This window comes from uncultured Streptomyces sp. (assembly GCF_947488945.1).
In the GTDB taxonomy this organism is placed as follows: domain Bacteria; phylum Actinomycetota; class Actinomycetes; order Streptomycetales; family Streptomycetaceae; genus Streptomyces.
Map to the genome: position 1 here is coordinate 370,216 of NZ_CANLBS010000002.1, position 18,529 is coordinate 388,744.

An 18,529-nucleotide genomic window follows, 5' to 3' on the forward strand; every position below is an offset into this window, starting at 1 on the left:
ACGGCACGGCACGCGGCGGGGCGGCCCGGTCGAAGGCCGCCCCGCCCCGCTCAGTCCGGTACGAGCACGCCCTCGACGACGCTCCGGAACACCACCGCGCCGCGCTGCCGACCGGTCAGCTCGACGGCCGGCATCCCCGCCGTCAAGATCCCGGACAGGACCCCGGGGTCCCCGGACGCCGGGGGAGCGGTGAGGCCGGCGCCCGGCGGCAGCGGCGGCACCGCGCGCGCCTCGATCCAGCACGGCGCGTCGAACTCCACGTACCGGTCGGCGTACATCGCCGTCGACACCGGGCACCATCCGGTCCCGGCGCCGCCGGTCCGCTCCCGAATGAACGCGAACGCGGCCTGGTGGACCGCCTCCATGATCACCAGACCCGGCACATGGTCCACCGGGTGGTCGATCAGCGCCGGATTGCCGGTGTCGGGGATCAGCTCCCAGCAGTGGGGCCGTTCCGAGGGGCCGAGGACCACCTCGTCCGGCGTGTGCCGACCGGTCGCCGACGGGGGCACGGGGAAAGGGCGGGGCCCCGGCCGGGACTCCAGCCGGGGCCCGCGCAGTCTGCGGTATCCGCGGTCGGACACCCAGGAGAAGCTGGAATCACTGGTCAGGAAGGTGGTGCCGCGCTGGATCAGGGAAATGGCCACCCGGACGGCGTTGCGCGCCGTCCAGGTGCAGGACGCCTCCGCGCGCAGTGGCGAGAGATCCGTCCGGTGCCGGGGATCGACGGCATAGGTGAGGTCGTTCATCAGGAAGTGGTGGGAAGGGCCGATGGCGAACTCGGTGTGCGCCAGGGCGAGTCCGATCTGGCGCAATGTCTGCGCGATCAGCATGTGGTGGTGCACGCTGCCCCGGGCGGGTCCGAAGAAGAGGTGCGGACCCGACCAGTCGAGGTCGAGGGTGTAGGCGTCGTCGCCCATCGCGCGCAGGCCGCGGACGAGGACGTCCCGGTCGGCGGCGCGGTGCGCCACGGCGGCGGTGAAACCCGTCCGGACGTCCGGGGCGCCGGTCCCCGGAGCCGGGCTCATCGGGTGGTCCGGGCGGAACGCCGGGACAGCGGGCCGGAACGAATCGCTCCGGTGGTTTCTCGCACGGGGGATGTACCTCCTGGAGTAGAAGGAAGCCGCAGGTGGGGCGAGTTGTCAGGGTGTACGGTCCCGCCGGGGGCGAGGCGCGACGCCCCATGCGCGCGGGCGGTGCGGCGGTTCGAACTGGAGGCCGCCGCCGCGGGTGCCATAGAATACGGACCAGCCGGTTTCTTGAGGGGAACGTGCCGGACGCACTGAGCCCCGTCAGGCGCATCGTCAGGAGATCCCGAATGGCACGGCAGGAGCGCGCGATCCGGACGCGCAACGCAGTACTGGTAGCCGCCGCCGCGGTCTTCGCGGAGCGGGGTTACGAAGCCGCGACCATCCAGGAGATCCTGGAACGGGCCACGGTGACCAAGGGCGCGCTGTATTTCCACTTCCCCTCCAAGGAGGACTTGGCGCGAGGCGTGCTGGAACATGCGGTGACCGACGCCCCGCCGGAGCAGCCGGTCAAGATGCAGTCCTTCGTGGACATGGGGCTGATCCTCGCGCACAGACTGCCGAGAGAGCCACTGCTGCGAGGCGCCGCACGGATCGCGGCGGACCAGAGCAACCAGCGCTTCTTCGGTAAGCCCTGGGGCGACTGGGTCGAGTTGACGGCCCTGCAGATCGTGGCGGCGCAGGCGCAGGGCGAGGTCCTCCCGCATGTCGAACCCGACCGCACCGCGCAGGCGCTCGTAGGGGCCTTCACCGGCATCCAGCTGATGTCCCAGGCGGCCACCGAGATGGCTGACCTCGCCGAACGCGTCTCCCTGCTCTACGACTTGGTGCTGCCGAGCATCGCCGTGCCGGGTGTGCTCGGGCGGCTCGACACCTCACCCGAGCGCGGGGCCAAGGCGTACGCCCAGGCGCTGTCCCAGGCCGAGGCCCGCACCGCGGACCCGGTCGCACCCGCCCCGGCAGCACTCGCCACCCCGGCCCCCGTCCCGGTCGCCGACACCCCCGCCCCGGCCCGTACCGCCTGATCCCCGTACCGCCTGATCCCCGCGCCGCCGGTCAGGCGAAAGGGCTCCGTCCCACGACTCGTTCCGCGCCGAGCGGGAACAGGAAGCCCATGGCACTGGAACCCGGCCTCCCCGGCACCCCTGACCTGCCCGGCTTCGACGAGTCCTACTGGATGGACACCGTTCCGCCGCCGCCTCTCCCGTCGCTCGACGGCGACCGGGAGGCGGACGTGGTGGTGATCGGCGGCGGTGTCGCGGGCCTCAGCGCCGCATGGGAACTGGCCCGGGCGGGCCGCAGCGTGGTGGTGCTGGAGGCGGACCGCCTCGCGGCGGGCGTCACCGGCTACACCACCGCCAAGCTCACCGCCGCGCACTCCCTCCTCTACGACCACCTGCGCACCACCCGTGGCCCGGAGGGAGCGGGGCAGTACGCCCGTTCCCAGCAGGCGTCCGTCGAACGCGTCGCCTCCGTCGCCGCCGAGCTCGGGATCGACTGCGACCTGGAACGCGCCCCCGCGTTCACCTACACGACCGAGGGCGGTCAGCTCGACGCGCTGCGCGCCGAGGCGGACGCCGCGTCGGAGGCCGGGCTCAACGCCGCCTTCGTCACGGAGACCGACCTGCCCTTCCCGGTCGCCGGAGCGGTGAGGATCGAACGGCAGGCCCAGTTCCACCCCCGTAAGTACCTGCTGGCCCTCGCCGCCGACCTGCGCGCGGGCGGCGCCGCCCTCTACGAGCGGACCCGCGTCACCGGGCTCGAAGAGGGAGAACCCTGCCGGGTCACCACCGAGTCCGGTGCGACCGTCACCGCCCGGGACGTCGTCGTCGCCACCCACTACCCGGTCTTCGACCGCGCCCTGCTGTTCGCCCGGCTGTCCCCGCGCCGCGAACTCGTCGTCGCCGCCCCGGTTCCCGCCGCATCCGCGCCCACCGGCATGTACCTCACCGAGGACGACGGGAAGCGGTCGGTGCGCACCGCCCCGTACGGCGACGGGGGACGGCTGCTCATCGTCACCGGCGAGAGCTTCACCCCCGGCACCGGCGACGCCCGCGAGGGGTTCCTCCGGCTCGACGCCTGGCTGCACACCCGCTTCCCCGAAGCGGGCCCCACCGCCTACTACTGGGCGGCCCAGGACAACGACGTCAGCGACCGGGTCCCCATGATCGGCCTGTTCCACCCCGGCGCCCGCCACGTCTACGTGGCCACCGGCTTCGGCGGCTGGGGCATGAGCGGCGGCGTCATGGCCGGGCAGCTCCTGGCCGCCACCCTCACCGGCGCCAAGCCCGCCTGGGCCGACCTCTACGAGCCCCGGCGCCTGTGGAGCTCCGTCCGCGAGGCGCCCGCCCTGCTCAAGCAACAGGCCGACGTCGCACGGCACTTCGTCGGTGACCGGCTGCGGCCCACGCACGTGGACTCCGCCGACGACATCACCCCCGGCACCGGAGGCATCGTCCGGGTCCGGGGCAAGCGCTGCGCCGTGTACCGCGACGAGGAGGGCACCGCCCACGCGGTGTCGGCGCGCTGTACCCATCTGGGGTGCCTGGTCGCGTTCAACCAGGCGGAGACCACCTGGGAGTGCCCCTGCCACGGTTCGCGCTTCGGCGTCGACGGCGAGGTCCTCCAGGGGCCGGCGGTCCACCCGCTGCCGCCGAGGGAGCTGTGAGGGCGGGCCGCGCTCAGGGCCGCGGGGACGCCCGGCCGGTGTCCCGCGGGTCCCGGTCCGAGCGCGGCCACACGTACGGCAGGTCGTCCGGCACGTCCCCGAAGAGCGGCCGGTAGAACGCGGGGTCCTTGCGCACCAGCGCCGAGCGGTGGCTCAGGTGGAAGTCCACCTCGCCGAGCCACGGCGGCAGCTCACCCGCGGCCCGCAGCTCTGCGGCGGTCCGCACCCGCACCTCGGCGTCCCCGCCGCCGGCCGTCCCTGGGCCGCGGGCCGCCGCGAGCCCGGAGAGCAGGCTGGCGGCGCAGGTGTCGGCGTGGCCCTCGGCCGTCCAGGCGAGGCACACGTCGAGGCCGTACCGCACCAGCGCCTCTTCGTACCCGGTCCACATGCGGACCGCCGGATGGTGCCGCCATCCGTAGTCGGGCACCGTCAGCCCGCGCAGCACCTGCAACGCCTCGACCCGCTGCTTGCCCAGCCGCCGTGGGTCGAGGACGCGGGCGCTGCGGACGAAGTCCGGGTACGGCAGGAACGTCTGCATCCCCCCTGCATACCGTGGACCGCGCCGCCCCGCCCGCGCTGCCGGACGGGCCGGGGACCAGCCCGCCGTACGGGACGAGTCCTCCGGGCCGCAGCGGGTACGCGAGGTGCGACGACGACCCGCCCGCACCACAATGGTGCGCGTGCACCGAAGGGAGCACCCATGACCGACCGCAGGCCCGAGGGGACCGCCTACACCGGGGCGAAGGGCAGCCCGCCGCCCATACCGGCGGACATGCCCGACCAGCAGGCCCAGGACGGCGAGGACGCCCTCGACGTGATCCTCCCGCCCGGCACCGAGCGCCCCGAGGCGCAGGAGGGCACCGGACCGGAGAACGACACCGACACCGACACCGGCCGGCCCGACCCCGACGAGGCCGGCTCCGGCCGGGACTCCGCCCGCAACGCCGGCGTCCACCCGGACCACCCGACCCCGGACGAGTCGACGGGCTGACGGGACGCGGCGACCCGGCGTCCGTACGGTGTGGTCCCCGAAGTCCGCCACCGGATCGCAGCGGCCGAGGGCCACGACGTACGCGTCACCGGGCGGGCTGCCCTCTCCCGACGTGCATCCCGCTCCGGCCGTGGAGGAGCGGCGTCACTTTCCCGAGCGGGGTCCATGCACAAAAAAATCGGGCGTCCGTACCGAAGTACGGACACCCGATCTTGACACTTGGCAGAAGTGCACGAGACGACGAACCTTGTCCCGTTTCCCGCTTTCAAGTGCCCCCGGCAGGATTCGAACCTGCGCACCCGGCTCCGGAGGCCGATGCTCTATCCCCTGAGCTACGGGGGCGTATCGCTGTGTTGCTCTGCGACGGGAGAAACACTACCAGCTCCACCGGGGTGTCCGTGAACAGGTATTTCCGACGGGCGGGCCGCCGCGTTCCGGGAGGCGTCCGCAGGCCGAGGGGGAGGCGGGGCGGGGCGGTGCGGAAGTGGGCAAAACCCGGACGCAGCCCCTCCGGCGGCCCTACTCTCGAAAGGTGTCAGGGGCATCCGGCCGCGTGCTCGTCGTCGACGACAGCAGGGTCATCCGGCAGTTGATCAGGGTCAATCTCGAACTGGAGGGTTTCGAGGTCGTGACCGCGGCCGACGGTGCCGAGTGCCTGGAGGCGGTGCACCGCGTACGGCCCGACGTGATCACGCTCGACGTGGTGATGCCCCGCCTGGACGGCCCCCGCACGGCGGCCCGGCTGCGGGCGGACGCGCGTACCCGGTCGATCCCGATCGTCTTCGTCTCCGCCTGCGGACAGGCCGAGATCGACGAGGGCACGGCGGTCGGCGTCGAGGCGTTCGTGGCCAAGCCGTTCGAACCCGCCGACCTGGTGCGGATCGTGCGCGCGCTCGCCGTGCGCGACGCCCCGCGGGCCACCGAGGGATGCGGCGCCGCCGGCCGAGGGGGCGCACCCGGCCGCTGAGGCCGTGCGGCCCTGCCCGCATGGCGAAACCGGGTCGCGGAGGGCCCCCGTCGCACCCTTAGGCTGGTCCCGTGACCCCCGCCGATCTCTCCAGGGCCGTGCTGCACGCCGTGCGCCGCGCGGTGGACGAGAACGCCCTGCGCGCGCCGGTGCCCGCGCGGGTGCGGGTCGAGCGGACCCGCCCCGGCGGCAGCGGCGACTACGCCTGCGCCGTGGCCCTCCAGCTCGCCGGGCCCGCCGCGCTGCCGCCCCGGGAGGTCGCCCGCATCCTGGCCGACCGGGTCGCCGCGGCGGGCGTCGCCCGCGTCGACGTCACCGGCCCCGGATTCCTCAGCTTCACCCTCGACCCGGTCGGCGACGCCGGCGCCCGCACCGCCCTCGTACGGGACATCGGGGCCCGCGGGTCCGCCTACGGGCACGGGGACGCGCTGCGGGGCGAGACGCTGCGGCTGCTCCACCCGGCCGAGATCCGCGCCGAGACCACCGCCGCCGCGGTGGCCGCGCTCGCCGCCGCCCAGGGCGCCGACGTGCGCCTCCTGGCCGCCGGCCCCGGCCGCGCACCCGCCGACGCGGTGGAGATCCGCCCGGTGCCCGCCGGTGCCCCGGCCGCCGGCCTGCCGGCACGACTCGGTCCGGACGCCCTGCGGTGGGGCCTGCTGCGGCCCGCCGGACACGACCGCGCACCGCTCGGCGACGACCTGCTGGTCCAGAGCGCGGCCAACCCCCTCTTCCTGGTCCGGTACGCGCACGCCCGCACCCGCGCCCTCCTGCGCAACGCCCGCGACCTCGGCTTCGGGCCGGAAGCCGGGTCCGAGACCGCATCCGACGGGCCCGCGAGCCCCGACGGCGGGCCCGGCCGGGCCGACGCGCACGCCGCCGACGCCGCCCACCCTCTGTGGGTCCTGCTCGCCGACCATCCCGCCGTGCTCGTGGCCGCCGCCCGACTGCGCGCCCCCGACCGGCTGGCCCGGCACCTCGAAGCCGTCGCGCACGCCTTCTTCGACTTCCACGACGCCTGCCCGCCGCTGCCCCCGGGCGACGAGAAACCCTCGGCCGCCCACCGCTCCCGGCTGGCTCTCGCCGAAGCCGCCGGTACGGTGCTGGCCGGCGGCCTGTCCCTGCTCGGCGTCAGCGCGCCCGAACACCTCTGAGAGAGACCCGAGAGACCACACCGATGAGCCGATCCGCCCACCCCGCCGGGCCCCGCCACGCCGACGTCCTGCCCGAGGGCCACTACACCGCCCCGGCGACCGACCTGAACGTCCTCGACCCGAAGGTGTGGTCCCGCACCGTCACCCGCGACGCCGACGGCGCGCTCACCATGGGCGGCATCCCGGTCGCCCGCCTCGCCGAGGAGTTCGGCACCCCCGCGTACTTCCTCGACGAGGCCGACTTCCGCTCCCGCTGCCGCGCCTGGTCCGACGCGTTCGGGCCGGGCGCCGACGTCTTCTACGCGGGCAAGGCGTTCCTCTCCCGTGCCGTGGTCCGCTGGCTGAAGGAGGAGGGCCTCAACCTCGACGTCTGCTCCGGCGGCGAGCTGGCCACCGCGCTCGACGCGGGGATGCCCCCCGAGCGGATCGCGTTCCACGGCAACAACAAGACGACGGAGGAGATCGAGCGGGCCGTGGGCGCCGGCGTCGGCCGGATCGTCCTCGACTCCTTCCAGGAGATCGTCCGCGTCAGCCACGCCGCGCAGCGGCTCGGCAAGCGCCAGCCGGTGCAGATCCGGGTCACCGTCGGGGTCGAGGCACACACCCACGAGTTCATCGCCACCGCCCACGAGGACCAGAAGTTCGGCGTCGCGCTGGCCGGCGGCCAGGCCGCCGAGGCGGTGCGCCGGGCGCTGACCCTGGACGGGCTCGAACTCGTCGGCATCCACTCGCACATCGGCTCGCAGATCTTCGACATGGCCGGCTTCGAGGTCTCCGCCCGGCGCGTGGTCCAGCTCCTCGCCGAGGTGCGGGACGAGCACGGCGTCGAACTGCCCGAGATCGACCTCGGCGGCGGCCTCGGCATCGCGTACACCTCCGAGGACGATCCCCGCGAACCGCACGAGATCGCCAAGGCGCTCGGCGACATCGTCACCCGCGAGTGCGAGTCCGCCGGTCTCGCCACCCCCCGGATCTCGGTCGAGCCGGGCCGCGCCATCGTCGGCCCGACCGCCTTCACCCTCTACGAGGTCGGCACCATCAAGCCGCTCGAAGGGCTGCGCACCTACGTCAGCGTCGACGGCGGGATGTCGGACAACATCCGCACCGCCCTGTACGACGCCGAGTACAGCGTGGCGCTGGTCTCCCGCACCTCCGACGCCGAACCGATGCTGGTCCGGGTCGTCGGCAAGCACTGCGAGAGCGGCGACATCGTCGTCAAGGACGCGTTCCTGCCGGCCGACCTCGCGCCCGGCGACCTGATCGCCGTGCCCGCCACCGGCGCCTACTGCCGGTCCATGGCGAGCAACTACAACCACGCCCTGCGCCCGCCCGTCGTCGCCGTGCGCGACGGGGAGGCGAGGGTCATCGTCAGGCGCGAGACGGAGGAAGATCTCCTGCGTCTCGATGTCGGTTGATGAAATAGATGTCTCAGGATCCGGACGGGTGGCAGAAACGCCCGTCCGGTGAGTGAGACTGTTCCGTACATCAGAAGCATGAGAAACGAGGTCGGATGATGCGTACGCGTCCGCTGAAAGTGGCGCTGCTGGGCTGTGGAGTGGTCGGCTCAGAGGTGGCGCGCATCATGACGACGCACGCCGACGACCTCGCCGCGCGCATCGGTGCGCCGGTGGAGCTGGCCGGCGTGGCCGTCCGCCGCCCCTCCAAGGTGCGGGAGGGGATCGACCCCGCGCTGGTCACCACCGACGCCACCGCGCTGGTCGAGCGCGGCGACCTCGACGTCGTGATCGAGGTCATCGGCGGCATCGAGCCCGCCCGCACCCTGATCACCACCGCCTTCGAGCACGGCGCGAGCGTCGTCTCCGCCAACAAGGCGCTCCTCGCCGAGGACGGCGCCGCACTGCACGCCGCCGCCGAGAAGCACGGCCGCGACCTCTACTACGAGGCCGCCGTCGCCGGCGCCATCCCGCTGGTGCGACCGCTGCGCGAGTCCCTCGCGGGCGACAAGGTCAACCGGGTGCTCGGCATCGTCAACGGCACGACCAACTTCATCCTCGACAAGATGGACACCAGCGGCGCCGGCTACTCCGAGGCGCTCGACGAGGCCACCGCGCTCGGCTACGCCGAGGCCGACCCGACCGCCGACGTCGAGGGGTTCGACGCCGCCGCCAAGGCCGCGATCCTGGCCGGCATCGCCTTCCACACCCGCGTGAAGATCGGCGAGGTGCACCGCGAGGGCATCACCGAGGTCACCGCCGCCGACATCGCCTCCGCCCGCCGCATGGGCTGCACCGTCAAGCTCCTCGCGATCTGCGAGCGAGCCGCCGACGGCAAGTCGGTCACGGCCAGGGTGCACCCCGCGATGATCCCGCTCAGCCACCCGCTGGCCTCCGTGCGCGAGGCGTACAACGCGGTCTTCGTGGAGGCCGAGGCGGCTGGTCAGCTCATGTTCTACGGCCCCGGCGCCGGCGGTTCGCCGACCGCGTCCGCGGTCCTCGGCGACCTCGTCGCGGTCTGCCGCAACAAGCTGGCGGAGTCCACCGGTCCCGGCGAGTCCGCCTACACGCGGCTGCCCGTCAGCCCGATGGGCGACGTCGTCACGCGGTACCACATCAGCCTCGACGTGGCCGACAAACCTGGCGTACTCGCCCAGGTCGCGACGGTCTTCGCCGAGCAGGGGGTATCGATCGATACCGTACGACAGCAAGGCCGTCAGGACGGAGGCGGCGAGGCTTCCCTCGTCGTCGTCACCCACCGCGCGCCCGACGCCGCCCTCTCGGGGACCGTCGAGGCGCTGCGCAAGCTCGACACCGTGCGCGGTGTCGCCAGCATCATGCGTGTTGAAGGGGAGTAAGGACCCATGACCACCAAGGGCACCCACCAGTGGCGCGGCATCATCGAGGAGTACCGGGACCGGCTGCCGGTCACGGCCGCCACGCCGGTCGTCACGCTGCGTGAAGGCGGCACGCCGCTCGTACCGGCGCAGGTCCTCTCCGAGCGCACCGGCTGCGAGGTGCACCTCAAGGTCGAGGGCGCCAACCCCACCGGTTCGTTCAAGGACCGCGGGATGACGATGGCCATCACCCGGGCCAAGGAGGAGGGCGCGCAGGCCGTCATCTGCGCCTCCACCGGCAACACCTCCGCCTCCGCCGCCGCCTACGCGGTGCGGGCCGGCATGGTCTGCGCCGTCCTCGTGCCGCGCGGCAAGATCGCGCTCGGCAAGATGGGCCAGGCGCTGGTGCACGGCGCGAAGATCCTCCAGGTCGACGGCAACTTCGACGACTGCCTGACGCTGGCCCGCTCGCTGTCGGACAACTACCCGGTGGCGCTGGTCAATTCGGTCAACCCGGTCCGCATCGAGGGCCAGAAGACCGCGGCGTTCGAGATCGTCGACGCGCTCGGCGACGCCCCGGACGTCCACGTCCTGCCGGTCGGCAACGCGGGCAACATCACGGCCTACTGGAAGGGCTACACGGAGTACGCGCGCGACGGCATCGCCGGCCGCACGCCCCGCATGTGGGGCTTCCAGGCGTCCGGCTCGGCGCCCATCGTGCGCGGCGAGATCGTGAAGGACCCGGCCACCATCGCCACCGCGATCCGCATCGGCAACCCGGCCTCGTGGGAGTACGCGCTCGCCGCGCGGGACGAGTCGGGCGGCTTCATCGACGAGGTGACGGACCGTCAGATCTTGTCGGCCTACCGCCTGTTGGCCGCCCAGGAGGGCGTTTTCGTGGAGCCCGCGTCGGCCGCGTCGGTAGCCGGCCTGCTGAAGGCCGCCGAAGAGGGCAAGGTCGACCCCGGCCAGAAGATCGTCTGCACGGTCACCGGCAACGGCCTCAAGGACCCCGACTGGGCCGTCGCGGGCGCCCCGCAGCCCGTCACCGTCCCGGTCGACGCGGCCACCGCCGCCGAGAAGCTCGGCCTGGTCTGACCGCGCGGCGGGTCCGGGGGCGCACCCGCCCCCGGACCTGCCCGCCGCCGCTGCTCCCGCGTCGGCCGGCGGGGCCGGGCAGCGCAGGGCCGCCGGCCGACACGCATCGTGCGCCTCCCGTGCGCCCTGTGTCGCGGCGGAACCTTCCTTCGATAAGCTGTACCCGACCGCCCCCGCCGTACCGCCGTGGCCCGGTCGCCCCCGTGGCCGTGGCTCCGCCGCCGGACCTCCCACCGGTTCCCGTACCCGCACGACGGACGGAACCGCCGACGACGTCCGCAGGCACCGACCGCACCACCCCCGACGCGGATCCACCCCGTGCCTCCGCGTCCTCCGCCGCCTCACGAGGAGTCGTCCAACCGATGGCCGGACCCGCATTCCGAGCCGCCGCCGTCAGGGTGCGCGTTCCTGCGACCAGCGCGAACCTCGGCCCCGGCTTCGACGCCCTGGGCCTCTCGCTCGGCCTCTACGACGACGTGGTCGTCCGGGTCGCCGACTCGGGACTGCACATCGACATCGCGGGCGAGGGCGCGCAGACGCTCCCGCGCGACGAGTCGCACCTGCTGATCCGCTCGATGCGCACCGCCTTCGACCTCCTCGGCGGCCAGCCGCGCGGACTGGAGATCGTCTGCGCCAACCGCATCCCGCACGGCCGCGGCCTCGGCTCGTCCTCCGCCGCCATCTGCGCCGGCATCGTCGCCGCCCGCGCCGTCACCACCGGCGGCGACGCCCGACTCGACGACGCCGCCCTGCTGGAACTGGCCACCGAGATCGAGGGCCACCCGGACAACGTCGCCGCCTGCCTGCTCGGCGGCTTCACCCTCGCCTGGATGGACGGCGGAGCCGCCCGCGCGATCCGCATGGAGCCCGCCGCGAGCGTCGTGCCCGTGGTCTTCGTGCCCGCCGAGCCGGTGCTCACCGAGACGGCGCGCGGGCTGCTGCCGCGCACGGTCCCGCACGTCGACGCCGCCGCCAACGCCGGCCGGGCCGCCCTGCTCGTCGAGGCGCTGACCCGCCGCCCCGAGCTGCTGCTGACCGCCACCGAGGACCGGCTCCACCAGGAGTACCGGGCCCCGGCGATGCCGGAGAGCCTGGACCTCGTCAACCGGCTGCGCGCCGACGGCGTGCCCGCCGTGATCTCCGGCGCGGGCCCGACCGTCCTCGCCTTCGCGGACGAGGGCTCGGCCGACAAGGTCGTGCGCGCGGCGGGCGACGGCTGGGCCGCCGACCGGCTGGTCCTCGACGGCCCCGGCGCGTGCGTGCTGCCGCTCGCCGCGTGACGGAGATGTGATTGCCGGTGCGAGAGAGGGGGAATGTTTGTTGGAGCCGGTAGTGTTAACCTCAAGTCAGCAATCGACGTCCCAGCGACGCGTTGCTTCGTGTCCCCTTCAGGGACCACCCTTCTTCCGGGAGCCTCCCCAACTGCCTGAGCAGCCTGTCTGAGCAGTTGCGAGCACGCTCCGGAACCGGCACGACACCCCCTCGTTCGTCCATGAGTGGGCCGAGCAGGGGGAGCTCGAGTCGGACCCCGCACGTTCATCTCTCCGCCGTACCCGGCGGACCACCGCCCCGGCACGGTCCGCGATCCGCTAGATCACATACCGAATGCCGGACAGCACAACCGGTCGCCGAGCCAGAAGGCCGACGTCCGCTCCAGGGAAGGACCCTTCGTGAGCGACACCACCGATCTGATGGGCGTGACTGCCGACAAGAGCGTCGACAGCGCCGCGCCCGCCGAAGGTGCTGCCTCTGGCACCACCGCACGGCGCCGCCGCTCCGGCACCGGCCTCGACGGCATGGTCCTGGCCGAGCTGCAGCAGGTCGCGTCCGGCCTCGGCATCAGGGGTACCGCGCGGATGCGCAAGGGCCAGCTGATCGAGGTCATCAAGGAGGCGCAGGCCGGCAAGTCCGCGCCCGCCGCCAAGGCCGGCAAGGCCGCCGCCGCTCCCGCGGGCGCCGAGGGCGAGACCAAGCCCAAGCGCCGCGCGACGTCCAAGGCGCGCACCGGTGAGGAGACCGCCGCCGCCCCGGCCGAGAAGGCCGCCGCGCAGCAGCAGATCGACATCCCCGGCCAGCCGGCCAGCGACGACCAGCCCGCGGGCGAGCGCCGTCGGCGCCGCGCCACCGCGCAGGCCGGCAGCCCGGAGACCAAGGCCGAGGCCCCCGCGGCCGCCGCCGCCGAGCAGCAGGCCGAGCCGAAGCAGGACGAGCGCGGCGAGCAGAAGAACGACAACCGCGGCGAGTCCGGCAACGACAACGGCGCCGAGGGCCGCCGCGACCGCGGCCAGCGCGAGCGGGGCGAGCGCGGCGACCGCCGGGACCGCCAGCGCGACCGTCGGGGCAAGGGCGACGACCAGGGCCAGGGCGGCGGGCAGCGCCAGGGCCAGGGTCAGGGCCAGCGCCAGGGCCAGGGGCAGACGCAGCAGAGCCAGCAGCGCGACAACGGCCCGCAGGACGACTTCGACGACGAGGCGGGCGGCCGCCGCGGCCGTCGTGGCCGCTACCGCGACCGCCGGGGCCGTCGTGGCCGCGAGGACTTCCCCAACGACGTCCCCGTCGCCGACGACGACGTGCTGATCCCCGTCGCGGGCATCCTCGACATCCTCGACAACTACGCGTTCATCCGGACCTCCGGCTACCTGCCGGGCCCGAACGACGTGTACGTCTCGCTGGCGCAGGTCCGCAAGAACGGCCTCCGCAAGGGCGACCACGTCACCGGCGCGGTGCGGCAGCCCAAGGACGGTGAGCGCCGCGAGAAGTTCAACGCGCTGGTCCGCCTCGACACGGTGAACGGCATGGCGCCCGAAACGGGCCGCGGCCGTCCGGAGTTCCAGAAGCTGACGCCGCTCTACCCGCAGGACAGACTCCGCCTGGAGACCGACTCCAACATCCTGACGACGCGGATCATCGACCTGGTCGCCCCCATCGGCAAGGGCCAGCGCGGTCTGATCGTGGCCCCGCCGAAGACCGGTAAGACCATGATCCTGCAGGCCATCGCGAACGCGATCACGGTCAACAGCCCCGAGTGCCACCTGATGGTCGTCCTCGTCGACGAGCGTCCGGAAGAGGTCACCGACATGCAGCGGTCGGTGAAGGGCGAGGTCATCTCCTCGACCTTCGACCGCCCGGCCGAGGACCACACCACCGTCGCCGAGCTGGCGATCGAGCGCGCCAAGCGCCTGGTCGAGCTCGGGCACGACGTGGTCGTCCTGCTCGACTCGATCACCCGCCTGGGCCGCGCGTACAACCTCGCGGCGCCGGCCTCCGGACGCATCCTGTCCGGTGGTGTCGACTCGACCGCGCTGTACCCCCCGAAGCGCTTCTTCGGCGCCGCGCGCAACATCGAGGACGGCGGCTCGCTGACCATCCTCGCCACGGCGCTCGTGGAGACCGGCTCGCGCATGGACGAGGTGATCTTCGAGGAGTTCAAGGGCACCGGCAACATGGAGCTCAAGCTCGACCGGAAGCTCTCGGACAAGCGCATCTTCCCGGCGGTGGACGTCGACGCGTCCAGCACCCGCAAGGAGGAGATCCTGCTCGGCACCGACGAGCTGGCGGTGGTCTGGAAGCTGCGCCGGGTGCTGCACGCACTCGACCAGCAGCAGGCGATCGAGCTCCTGCTGGACCGGATGAAGAAGACCCAGTCCAACGCGGAGTTCCTGCTCCAGATCCAGAAGACGACCCCGGGCAACGGAAACGGCAACGACTGACGCCCGCAGGTGAGTTGACCGGAAGCCGCCCCCGTCGCCCAGGTGACGGGGGCGGCTTCCGTGCGTCTGCGGACACCCCCGCCGGACACCGCCGCCGGACACCCGCGCCGGGACCTTCGGCCGGGCCGTACGTCCGAGACCTTTGCCACACCCACCGTCACCGCGGGCCGGGCCCCCCGACGCCTGTACGGGGCAAGAAACCGCAGGTGAGCGCGGTGTCACCGGTGGTTCCGGCAGTCCGTCGCCGTCCCGTGCACGCCGGAAACGGTCACAGGGCGCTGTGCCAGGCTTCTCGGGAGCTTCCCCCGCCCGCGGGAACCGCCCGCGGCACCACGGGCGGACGGTGCCGGCCGTGGCGGGGACACCACGCCGGGGCCGGGGAGCGGTACCGACGCGCAGTGACAGGAACGAGGGACGTACGGCGATGAGCGAGCACAGCAAGGGGCCGGGACGCATACGCGGCACCGGCGCCCGGCGGAGAAAGCCGTCCCGCCGTCGCCGGGTGAAGGCCGTCGCCGCCTGGACCGTCGCGGGCGTCGTCGTGCTCGGCGGATCGGGCCTGGGATACGCGTACTTCACGCTCAACGGCAACCTCAAGGGCGTCGACATCAACGCCGCGCTCGGCGCCGACCGTCCCGACGACGTCGACAACGGATCCCAGGACGTCCTGGTGCTCGGCTCCGACTCCCGCTCCGGCGCCAACGGCGAGTACGGCACCGACGAGGGCGGTGCCCGCTCGGACACCGCGATGGTGCTGCACGTGGACCGGGGGCACACCTCCGCGAGCGTGGTCTCCATCCCGCGCGACACCCTGATCGACCGGCCCGCGTGCACCGACACCGCCACCGGCCGGGAGGACCCGGGCGCGCGGGGCGCGATGTTCAACACCGCCTACCAGGTCGGCGGACCGGCCTGCGCGGTCAAGACCGTCGAGACCATGTCGGGCATCCGCATGGACCACTACGTCGAGGTCGACTTCACCGGCTTCAAGAAGCTCGTCGACGAACTCGGCGGGGTCCCGATCACCACCACCCAGGCGATCGACGACGCCAAGAGCCACCTCTCCCTGGAGCCGGGCACCCACACCCTGGACGGCGAACAGGCGCTCGGCCTCGTCCGCACCCGCAAGAGCGTCGGCGACGGCAGCGACCTCGGCCGCATCCAGCTCCAGCAGGCGTTCGTCAAGGCGCTGATGCACCAGGTGAAGAACGTCGGGGTGTTCACCAGCCCCAAGAAGCTGTTCGGTCTCGCCGACACCGCCACCAAGGCCGTCACCACCGACTCGGACCTCGACTCGGTGAAGAAGCTCACCGGCTTCGCCACCGGGCTCAAGGGGCTGAACCCCTCGCACGTCGACATGGTCACGCTGCCCGTCACCTACGACCCCGCCGACCCCAACCGCGTCCTGCCGCTCCAGGAGGCCGGAGCACAGGTCTGGACGGCGCTCCGGCACGACGAGCCGGTCCCGGCGTCCGCCACCGTCGACTCGGCGGGTGACAAGGGCGACGCCGGCTCGCTCGTGAAGTAGCCCGCACCACGGCCCGCACCACGTCCCGGCGGGGCCCGGACGCCCTCCGCGCGGCTCTCACCTGCCCTCATGCCGGTCGGTCGGGCAGCCGTGACGGAACGTCCCGGTCCGGCCGGGAATAGGTGCGGCCCCACCCCGGTTTTGGGAGATACGGCCGGTCCTGGCAGACTGGTTCGTCGGCCCCGGTTCACGGCCGCGCAATCCGCGCGGACGACCCGGAGCCCTCCCGAAACTAGGAGACACCTTGAAGCGCGAGATTCACCCCGAGTACGTCGAGACGCAGGTCAGCTGCACCTGCGGTGCGTCGTTCACCACCCGTAGCACCATCAACTCCGGCGCCATCCGCGCCGACGTGTGCTCCGAGTGCCACCCGTTCTACACGGGCAAGCAGAAGATCCTCGACACCGGCGGCCGCGTGGCCCGCTTCGAGGCCCGCTTCGGCAAGGCTGCCGGCTCCGCCAGCAAGTAGCGAGCCACTGCGCCGGTTCTCGGCGCCCTCTTTCCGGGGGCGTCGGAACCGGCGTTTTTTCCGGTCGGATCCCCGCGGGCGCGCGCCCCTGGGGGTCCGTACCGGAGTCACGCCCTCCAGCAGGCCCGCAGACGCGAAACACAGGAGCCCGAAGATGTTCGAGGCGGTCGAGGAACTGATCGGCGAGCACGCCGATCTCGAGAAGAAGCTCGCCGACCCGTCGGTCCACGCCGACCAGGCCAACGCGCGCAAGCTCAACAAGCGCTACGCGGAGCTGACCCCGATCGTCTCCACCTACCGTTCCTGGAAGCGCACCGGCGACGACATCGGCACCGCGAAGGAGTTCGCCGCCGACGACCCGGACTTCGCCGCCGAGGTCAAGGAGCTGGAGAAGCAGCGCGAGGAGCTCACCGAGCGCCTGCGGCTGCTGCTCGTTCCGCGCGATCCCAGCGACGACAAGGACGTCCTCCTGGAGATCAAGGCGGGCGCGGGCGGCGACGAGTCCGCCCTCTTCGCCGGCGACCTGCTGCGCATGTACCTGCGGTACGCCGAACGCGTCGGCTGGAAGACCGAGATCATCGACTCCACCGAGTCCGAGCTCGGCGGCTACAAGGACGTCCAGGTCGCCGTGAAGACCAAGGGCGGCAACGGCGCCACCGAGCCCGGCCAGGGCGTCTGGGCCCGGATGAAGTACGAGGGCGGCGTGCACCGTGTGCAGCGGGTGCCCTCCACCGAGTCCCAGGGCCGTATCCACACCTCCGCGGCCGGTGTGCTGGTCACGCCCGAGGCGGAGGAGGTCGACGTCGAGATCCACGCCAACGACCTGCGCATCGACGTCTACCGCTCGTCGGGCCCCGGCGGCCAGTCCGTCAACACCACCGACTCCGCGGTCCGCATCACGCACCTGCCGACCGGCGTCGTCGCGTCCTGCCAGAACGAGAAGAGCCAGCTCCAGAACAAGGAGCAGGCCATGCGCATCCTGCGGTCCCGGCTGCTCGCCGCCGCCCAGGAGGCCGCCGAGCAGGAGGCCTCCGACGTGCGCCGCAGCCAGGTCCGCACCGTCGACCGGTCCGAGAAGATCCGTACCTACAACTTCCCGGAAAACCGGATCTCGGACCACCGCGTCGGATTCAAGGCGTACAACTTGGACCAGGTGCTCGACGGCGACCTCGACGCCGTCATCCAGGCATGCGTGGACGCCGACTCCGCCGCCAAGCTCGCCAACGCCTGAGCCCCGCCCCGCCCGTGACCCCGTACGGAGATCCGCGATGAACCTGCTGCTCGCCGAGGTGGCCCAGGCCACCCAGCGGCTGGCCGACGCCGGTGTGCCCTCGCCGCGATTCGACGCCGAGGAACTCGCCGCCTTCGTCCACGGAGTCAAGCGCGGGGAACTGCACCGCGTGCCGGACACGGACTTCGACGCCCGCTACTGGGAGACGATCGCCCGCCGCGAGGCCCGCGAGCCCCTTCAGCACATCACCGGCCGCGCCTTCTTCCGCTACCTGGAACTCCAGGTCGGCCCCGGCGTCTTCGTGCCCCGCCCGGAGACCGAGTCCGTCGTCGGCTGGGCCATAGACGCCGTCCGGGCCATGGACGTCGTGGAGCCCCTCATCGTCGACCTGTGCACCGGTTCGGGCGCCATCGCGCTCGCCATGGCGCAGGAGGTCCCGCGCTCCCGCGTGCACGCCGTGGAGCTGTCCGAGGACGCCCTCAGGTGGACCAGGAAGAACGCCGAGGGGTCCAGGGTCACCGTGCACCGCGGAGACGCCCTGACGGCCCTCCCCGAGCTCGACGGCCAGGTCGACCTGGTGATCTCCAACCCGCCGTACATCCCGCTCACCGAGTGGGAGTACGTGGCGCCCGAGGCACGCGACCACGACCCGGAGATGGCCCTCTTCTCCGGCGAGGACGGCCTCGACACCATCCGCGGCATCGAGCGGACCGCCCACCGGCTGCTGCGCCCCGGCGGCGTGGTCGTGATCGAGCACGCCGACACCCAGGGCGGCCAGGTGCCGTGGATCTTCACCGAGGAGCGGGGCTGGGCCGACGCGGCCGACCACCCCGACCTCAACAAGCGCCCCCGTTTCGCCACCGCCCGCAAGGCGATGCCGTGACGGACCCGTACGAC

The 18,529-nt window shown here is 73.0% G+C and carries 16 protein-coding genes and 1 tRNA gene; 14 read left to right on the forward strand and 3 right to left on the reverse strand.

Translation table 11 applies throughout. From position 1 onward, the window contains the following. Window positions 1–50: 50 nt before the first annotated feature. Window positions 51–1,028: a ScbA/BarX family gamma-butyrolactone biosynthesis protein gene (locus Q0994_RS03780; RefSeq protein WP_299529011.1), complete on the reverse strand. Its 978-nt coding sequence runs from the start codon at window positions 1,026–1,028 to the stop codon at window positions 51–53. A gap of 290 nt (window positions 1,029–1,318) precedes the next feature. Here Q0994_RS03780 and Q0994_RS03785 point away from each other — a divergent pair, with 290 nt between their 5' ends. Together Q0994_RS03785 and Q0994_RS03790 are read left to right on the forward strand one after the other, a co-directional pair. Next, entirely contained in the window at window positions 1,319–2,053 is a 735-nt protein-coding gene (locus Q0994_RS03785) for a ScbR family autoregulator-binding transcription factor (protein ID WP_299529013.1), read from the forward strand. A gap of 89 nt (window positions 2,054–2,142) precedes the next feature. After that, the gene (locus Q0994_RS03790; protein WP_299529015.1) at window positions 2,143–3,696 is read left to right on the forward strand and encodes an FAD-dependent oxidoreductase; all 1,554 of its coding nucleotides are present in this window, start codon (window positions 2,143–2,145) and stop codon (window positions 3,694–3,696) included. Window positions 3,697–3,709: 13 nt separating this feature from the next. Here Q0994_RS03790 and Q0994_RS03795 read toward each other — a convergent pair whose 3' ends face one another. Then, window positions 3,710–4,234 carry an MSMEG_6728 family protein gene (locus tag Q0994_RS03795; RefSeq protein ID WP_299529017.1) on the reverse strand — a complete coding sequence of 175 codons (525 nt, stop codon included), beginning with the start codon at window positions 4,232–4,234 and terminating at the stop codon, window positions 3,710–3,712. Window positions 4,235–4,396: 162 nt separating this feature from the next. Between Q0994_RS03795 and Q0994_RS03800 the strand changes: the two genes are divergently transcribed. Further along, window positions 4,397–4,687: a hypothetical protein gene (locus Q0994_RS03800; protein WP_299529019.1), complete on the forward strand. Its 291-nt coding sequence runs from the start codon at window positions 4,397–4,399 to the stop codon at window positions 4,685–4,687. 270 nt (window positions 4,688–4,957) lie between these two features. Here the strand turns inward: Q0994_RS03800 and Q0994_RS03805 are convergent. Further along, window positions 4,958–5,029: transfer RNA gene (locus tag Q0994_RS03805), tRNA-Arg, on the reverse strand. Window positions 5,030–5,171: 142 nt separating this feature from the next. On the opposite strand from Q0994_RS03805, the gene Q0994_RS03810 reads away from it, so the two are divergent. The 11 genes from Q0994_RS03810 (at window position 5,172) to prmC (ending at window position 18,515) form a co-directional block, all read left to right on the forward strand. Beyond that, window positions 5,172–5,654 (forward strand): response regulator, encoded by a 483-nt coding sequence (locus tag Q0994_RS03810; protein WP_299529021.1) that lies wholly within the window; start codon window positions 5,172–5,174, stop codon window positions 5,652–5,654. 71 nt (window positions 5,655–5,725) lie between these two features. Then, on the forward strand, window positions 5,726–6,805 hold the full coding sequence (nrtL, locus tag Q0994_RS03815; protein WP_299529023.1) for an ArgS-related anticodon-binding protein NrtL: 1,080 nt from the start codon (window positions 5,726–5,728) through the stop codon (window positions 6,803–6,805). 23 nt (window positions 6,806–6,828) lie between these two features. Then, window positions 6,829–8,220, forward strand: a complete 1,392-nt coding sequence (gene lysA, locus Q0994_RS03820; RefSeq protein ID WP_299529024.1) for a diaminopimelate decarboxylase — start codon at window positions 6,829–6,831, stop codon at window positions 8,218–8,220. A gap of 95 nt (window positions 8,221–8,315) precedes the next feature. Continuing rightward, window positions 8,316–9,617 (forward strand): homoserine dehydrogenase, encoded by a 1,302-nt coding sequence (locus Q0994_RS03825; protein ID WP_299529026.1) that lies wholly within the window; start codon window positions 8,316–8,318, stop codon window positions 9,615–9,617. A 6-nt stretch (window positions 9,618–9,623) separates the two neighbouring features. After that, the gene (gene thrC, locus Q0994_RS03830) at window positions 9,624–10,694 is read left to right on the forward strand and encodes a threonine synthase (RefSeq protein ID WP_299529028.1); all 1,071 of its coding nucleotides are present in this window, start codon (window positions 9,624–9,626) and stop codon (window positions 10,692–10,694) included. Between the two features lie 362 nt (window positions 10,695–11,056). Further along, window positions 11,057–11,974, forward strand: a complete 918-nt coding sequence (gene thrB / locus Q0994_RS03835) for a homoserine kinase (RefSeq protein ID WP_299529030.1) — start codon at window positions 11,057–11,059, stop codon at window positions 11,972–11,974. 390 nt (window positions 11,975–12,364) lie between these two features. Further along, the gene (gene rho, locus Q0994_RS03840) at window positions 12,365–14,404 is read left to right on the forward strand and encodes a transcription termination factor Rho (protein ID WP_299529032.1); all 2,040 of its coding nucleotides are present in this window, start codon (window positions 12,365–12,367) and stop codon (window positions 14,402–14,404) included. 424 nt (window positions 14,405–14,828) lie between these two features. Beyond that, on the forward strand, window positions 14,829–15,932 hold the full coding sequence (locus Q0994_RS03845) for an LCP family protein (protein ID WP_299529034.1): 1,104 nt from the start codon (window positions 14,829–14,831) through the stop codon (window positions 15,930–15,932). Window positions 15,933–16,176: 244 nt separating this feature from the next. Continuing rightward, complete coding sequence (gene rpmE / locus Q0994_RS03850; protein ID WP_299529036.1) at window positions 16,177–16,401, forward strand: 50S ribosomal protein L31; 225 nt, start codon at window positions 16,177–16,179, stop codon at window positions 16,399–16,401. Between the two features lie 154 nt (window positions 16,402–16,555). Continuing rightward, window positions 16,556–17,632: a peptide chain release factor 1 gene (gene prfA, locus Q0994_RS03855; protein ID WP_299529038.1), complete on the forward strand. Its 1,077-nt coding sequence runs from the start codon at window positions 16,556–16,558 to the stop codon at window positions 17,630–17,632. Between the two features lie 37 nt (window positions 17,633–17,669). Next, a complete protein-coding gene (prmC, locus tag Q0994_RS03860; RefSeq protein ID WP_299529040.1) occupies window positions 17,670–18,515 on the forward strand; it encodes a peptide chain release factor N(5)-glutamine methyltransferase in 846 nt (281 codons plus the stop codon). The last annotated feature ends 14 nt before the right edge of the window (window positions 18,516–18,529 follow it).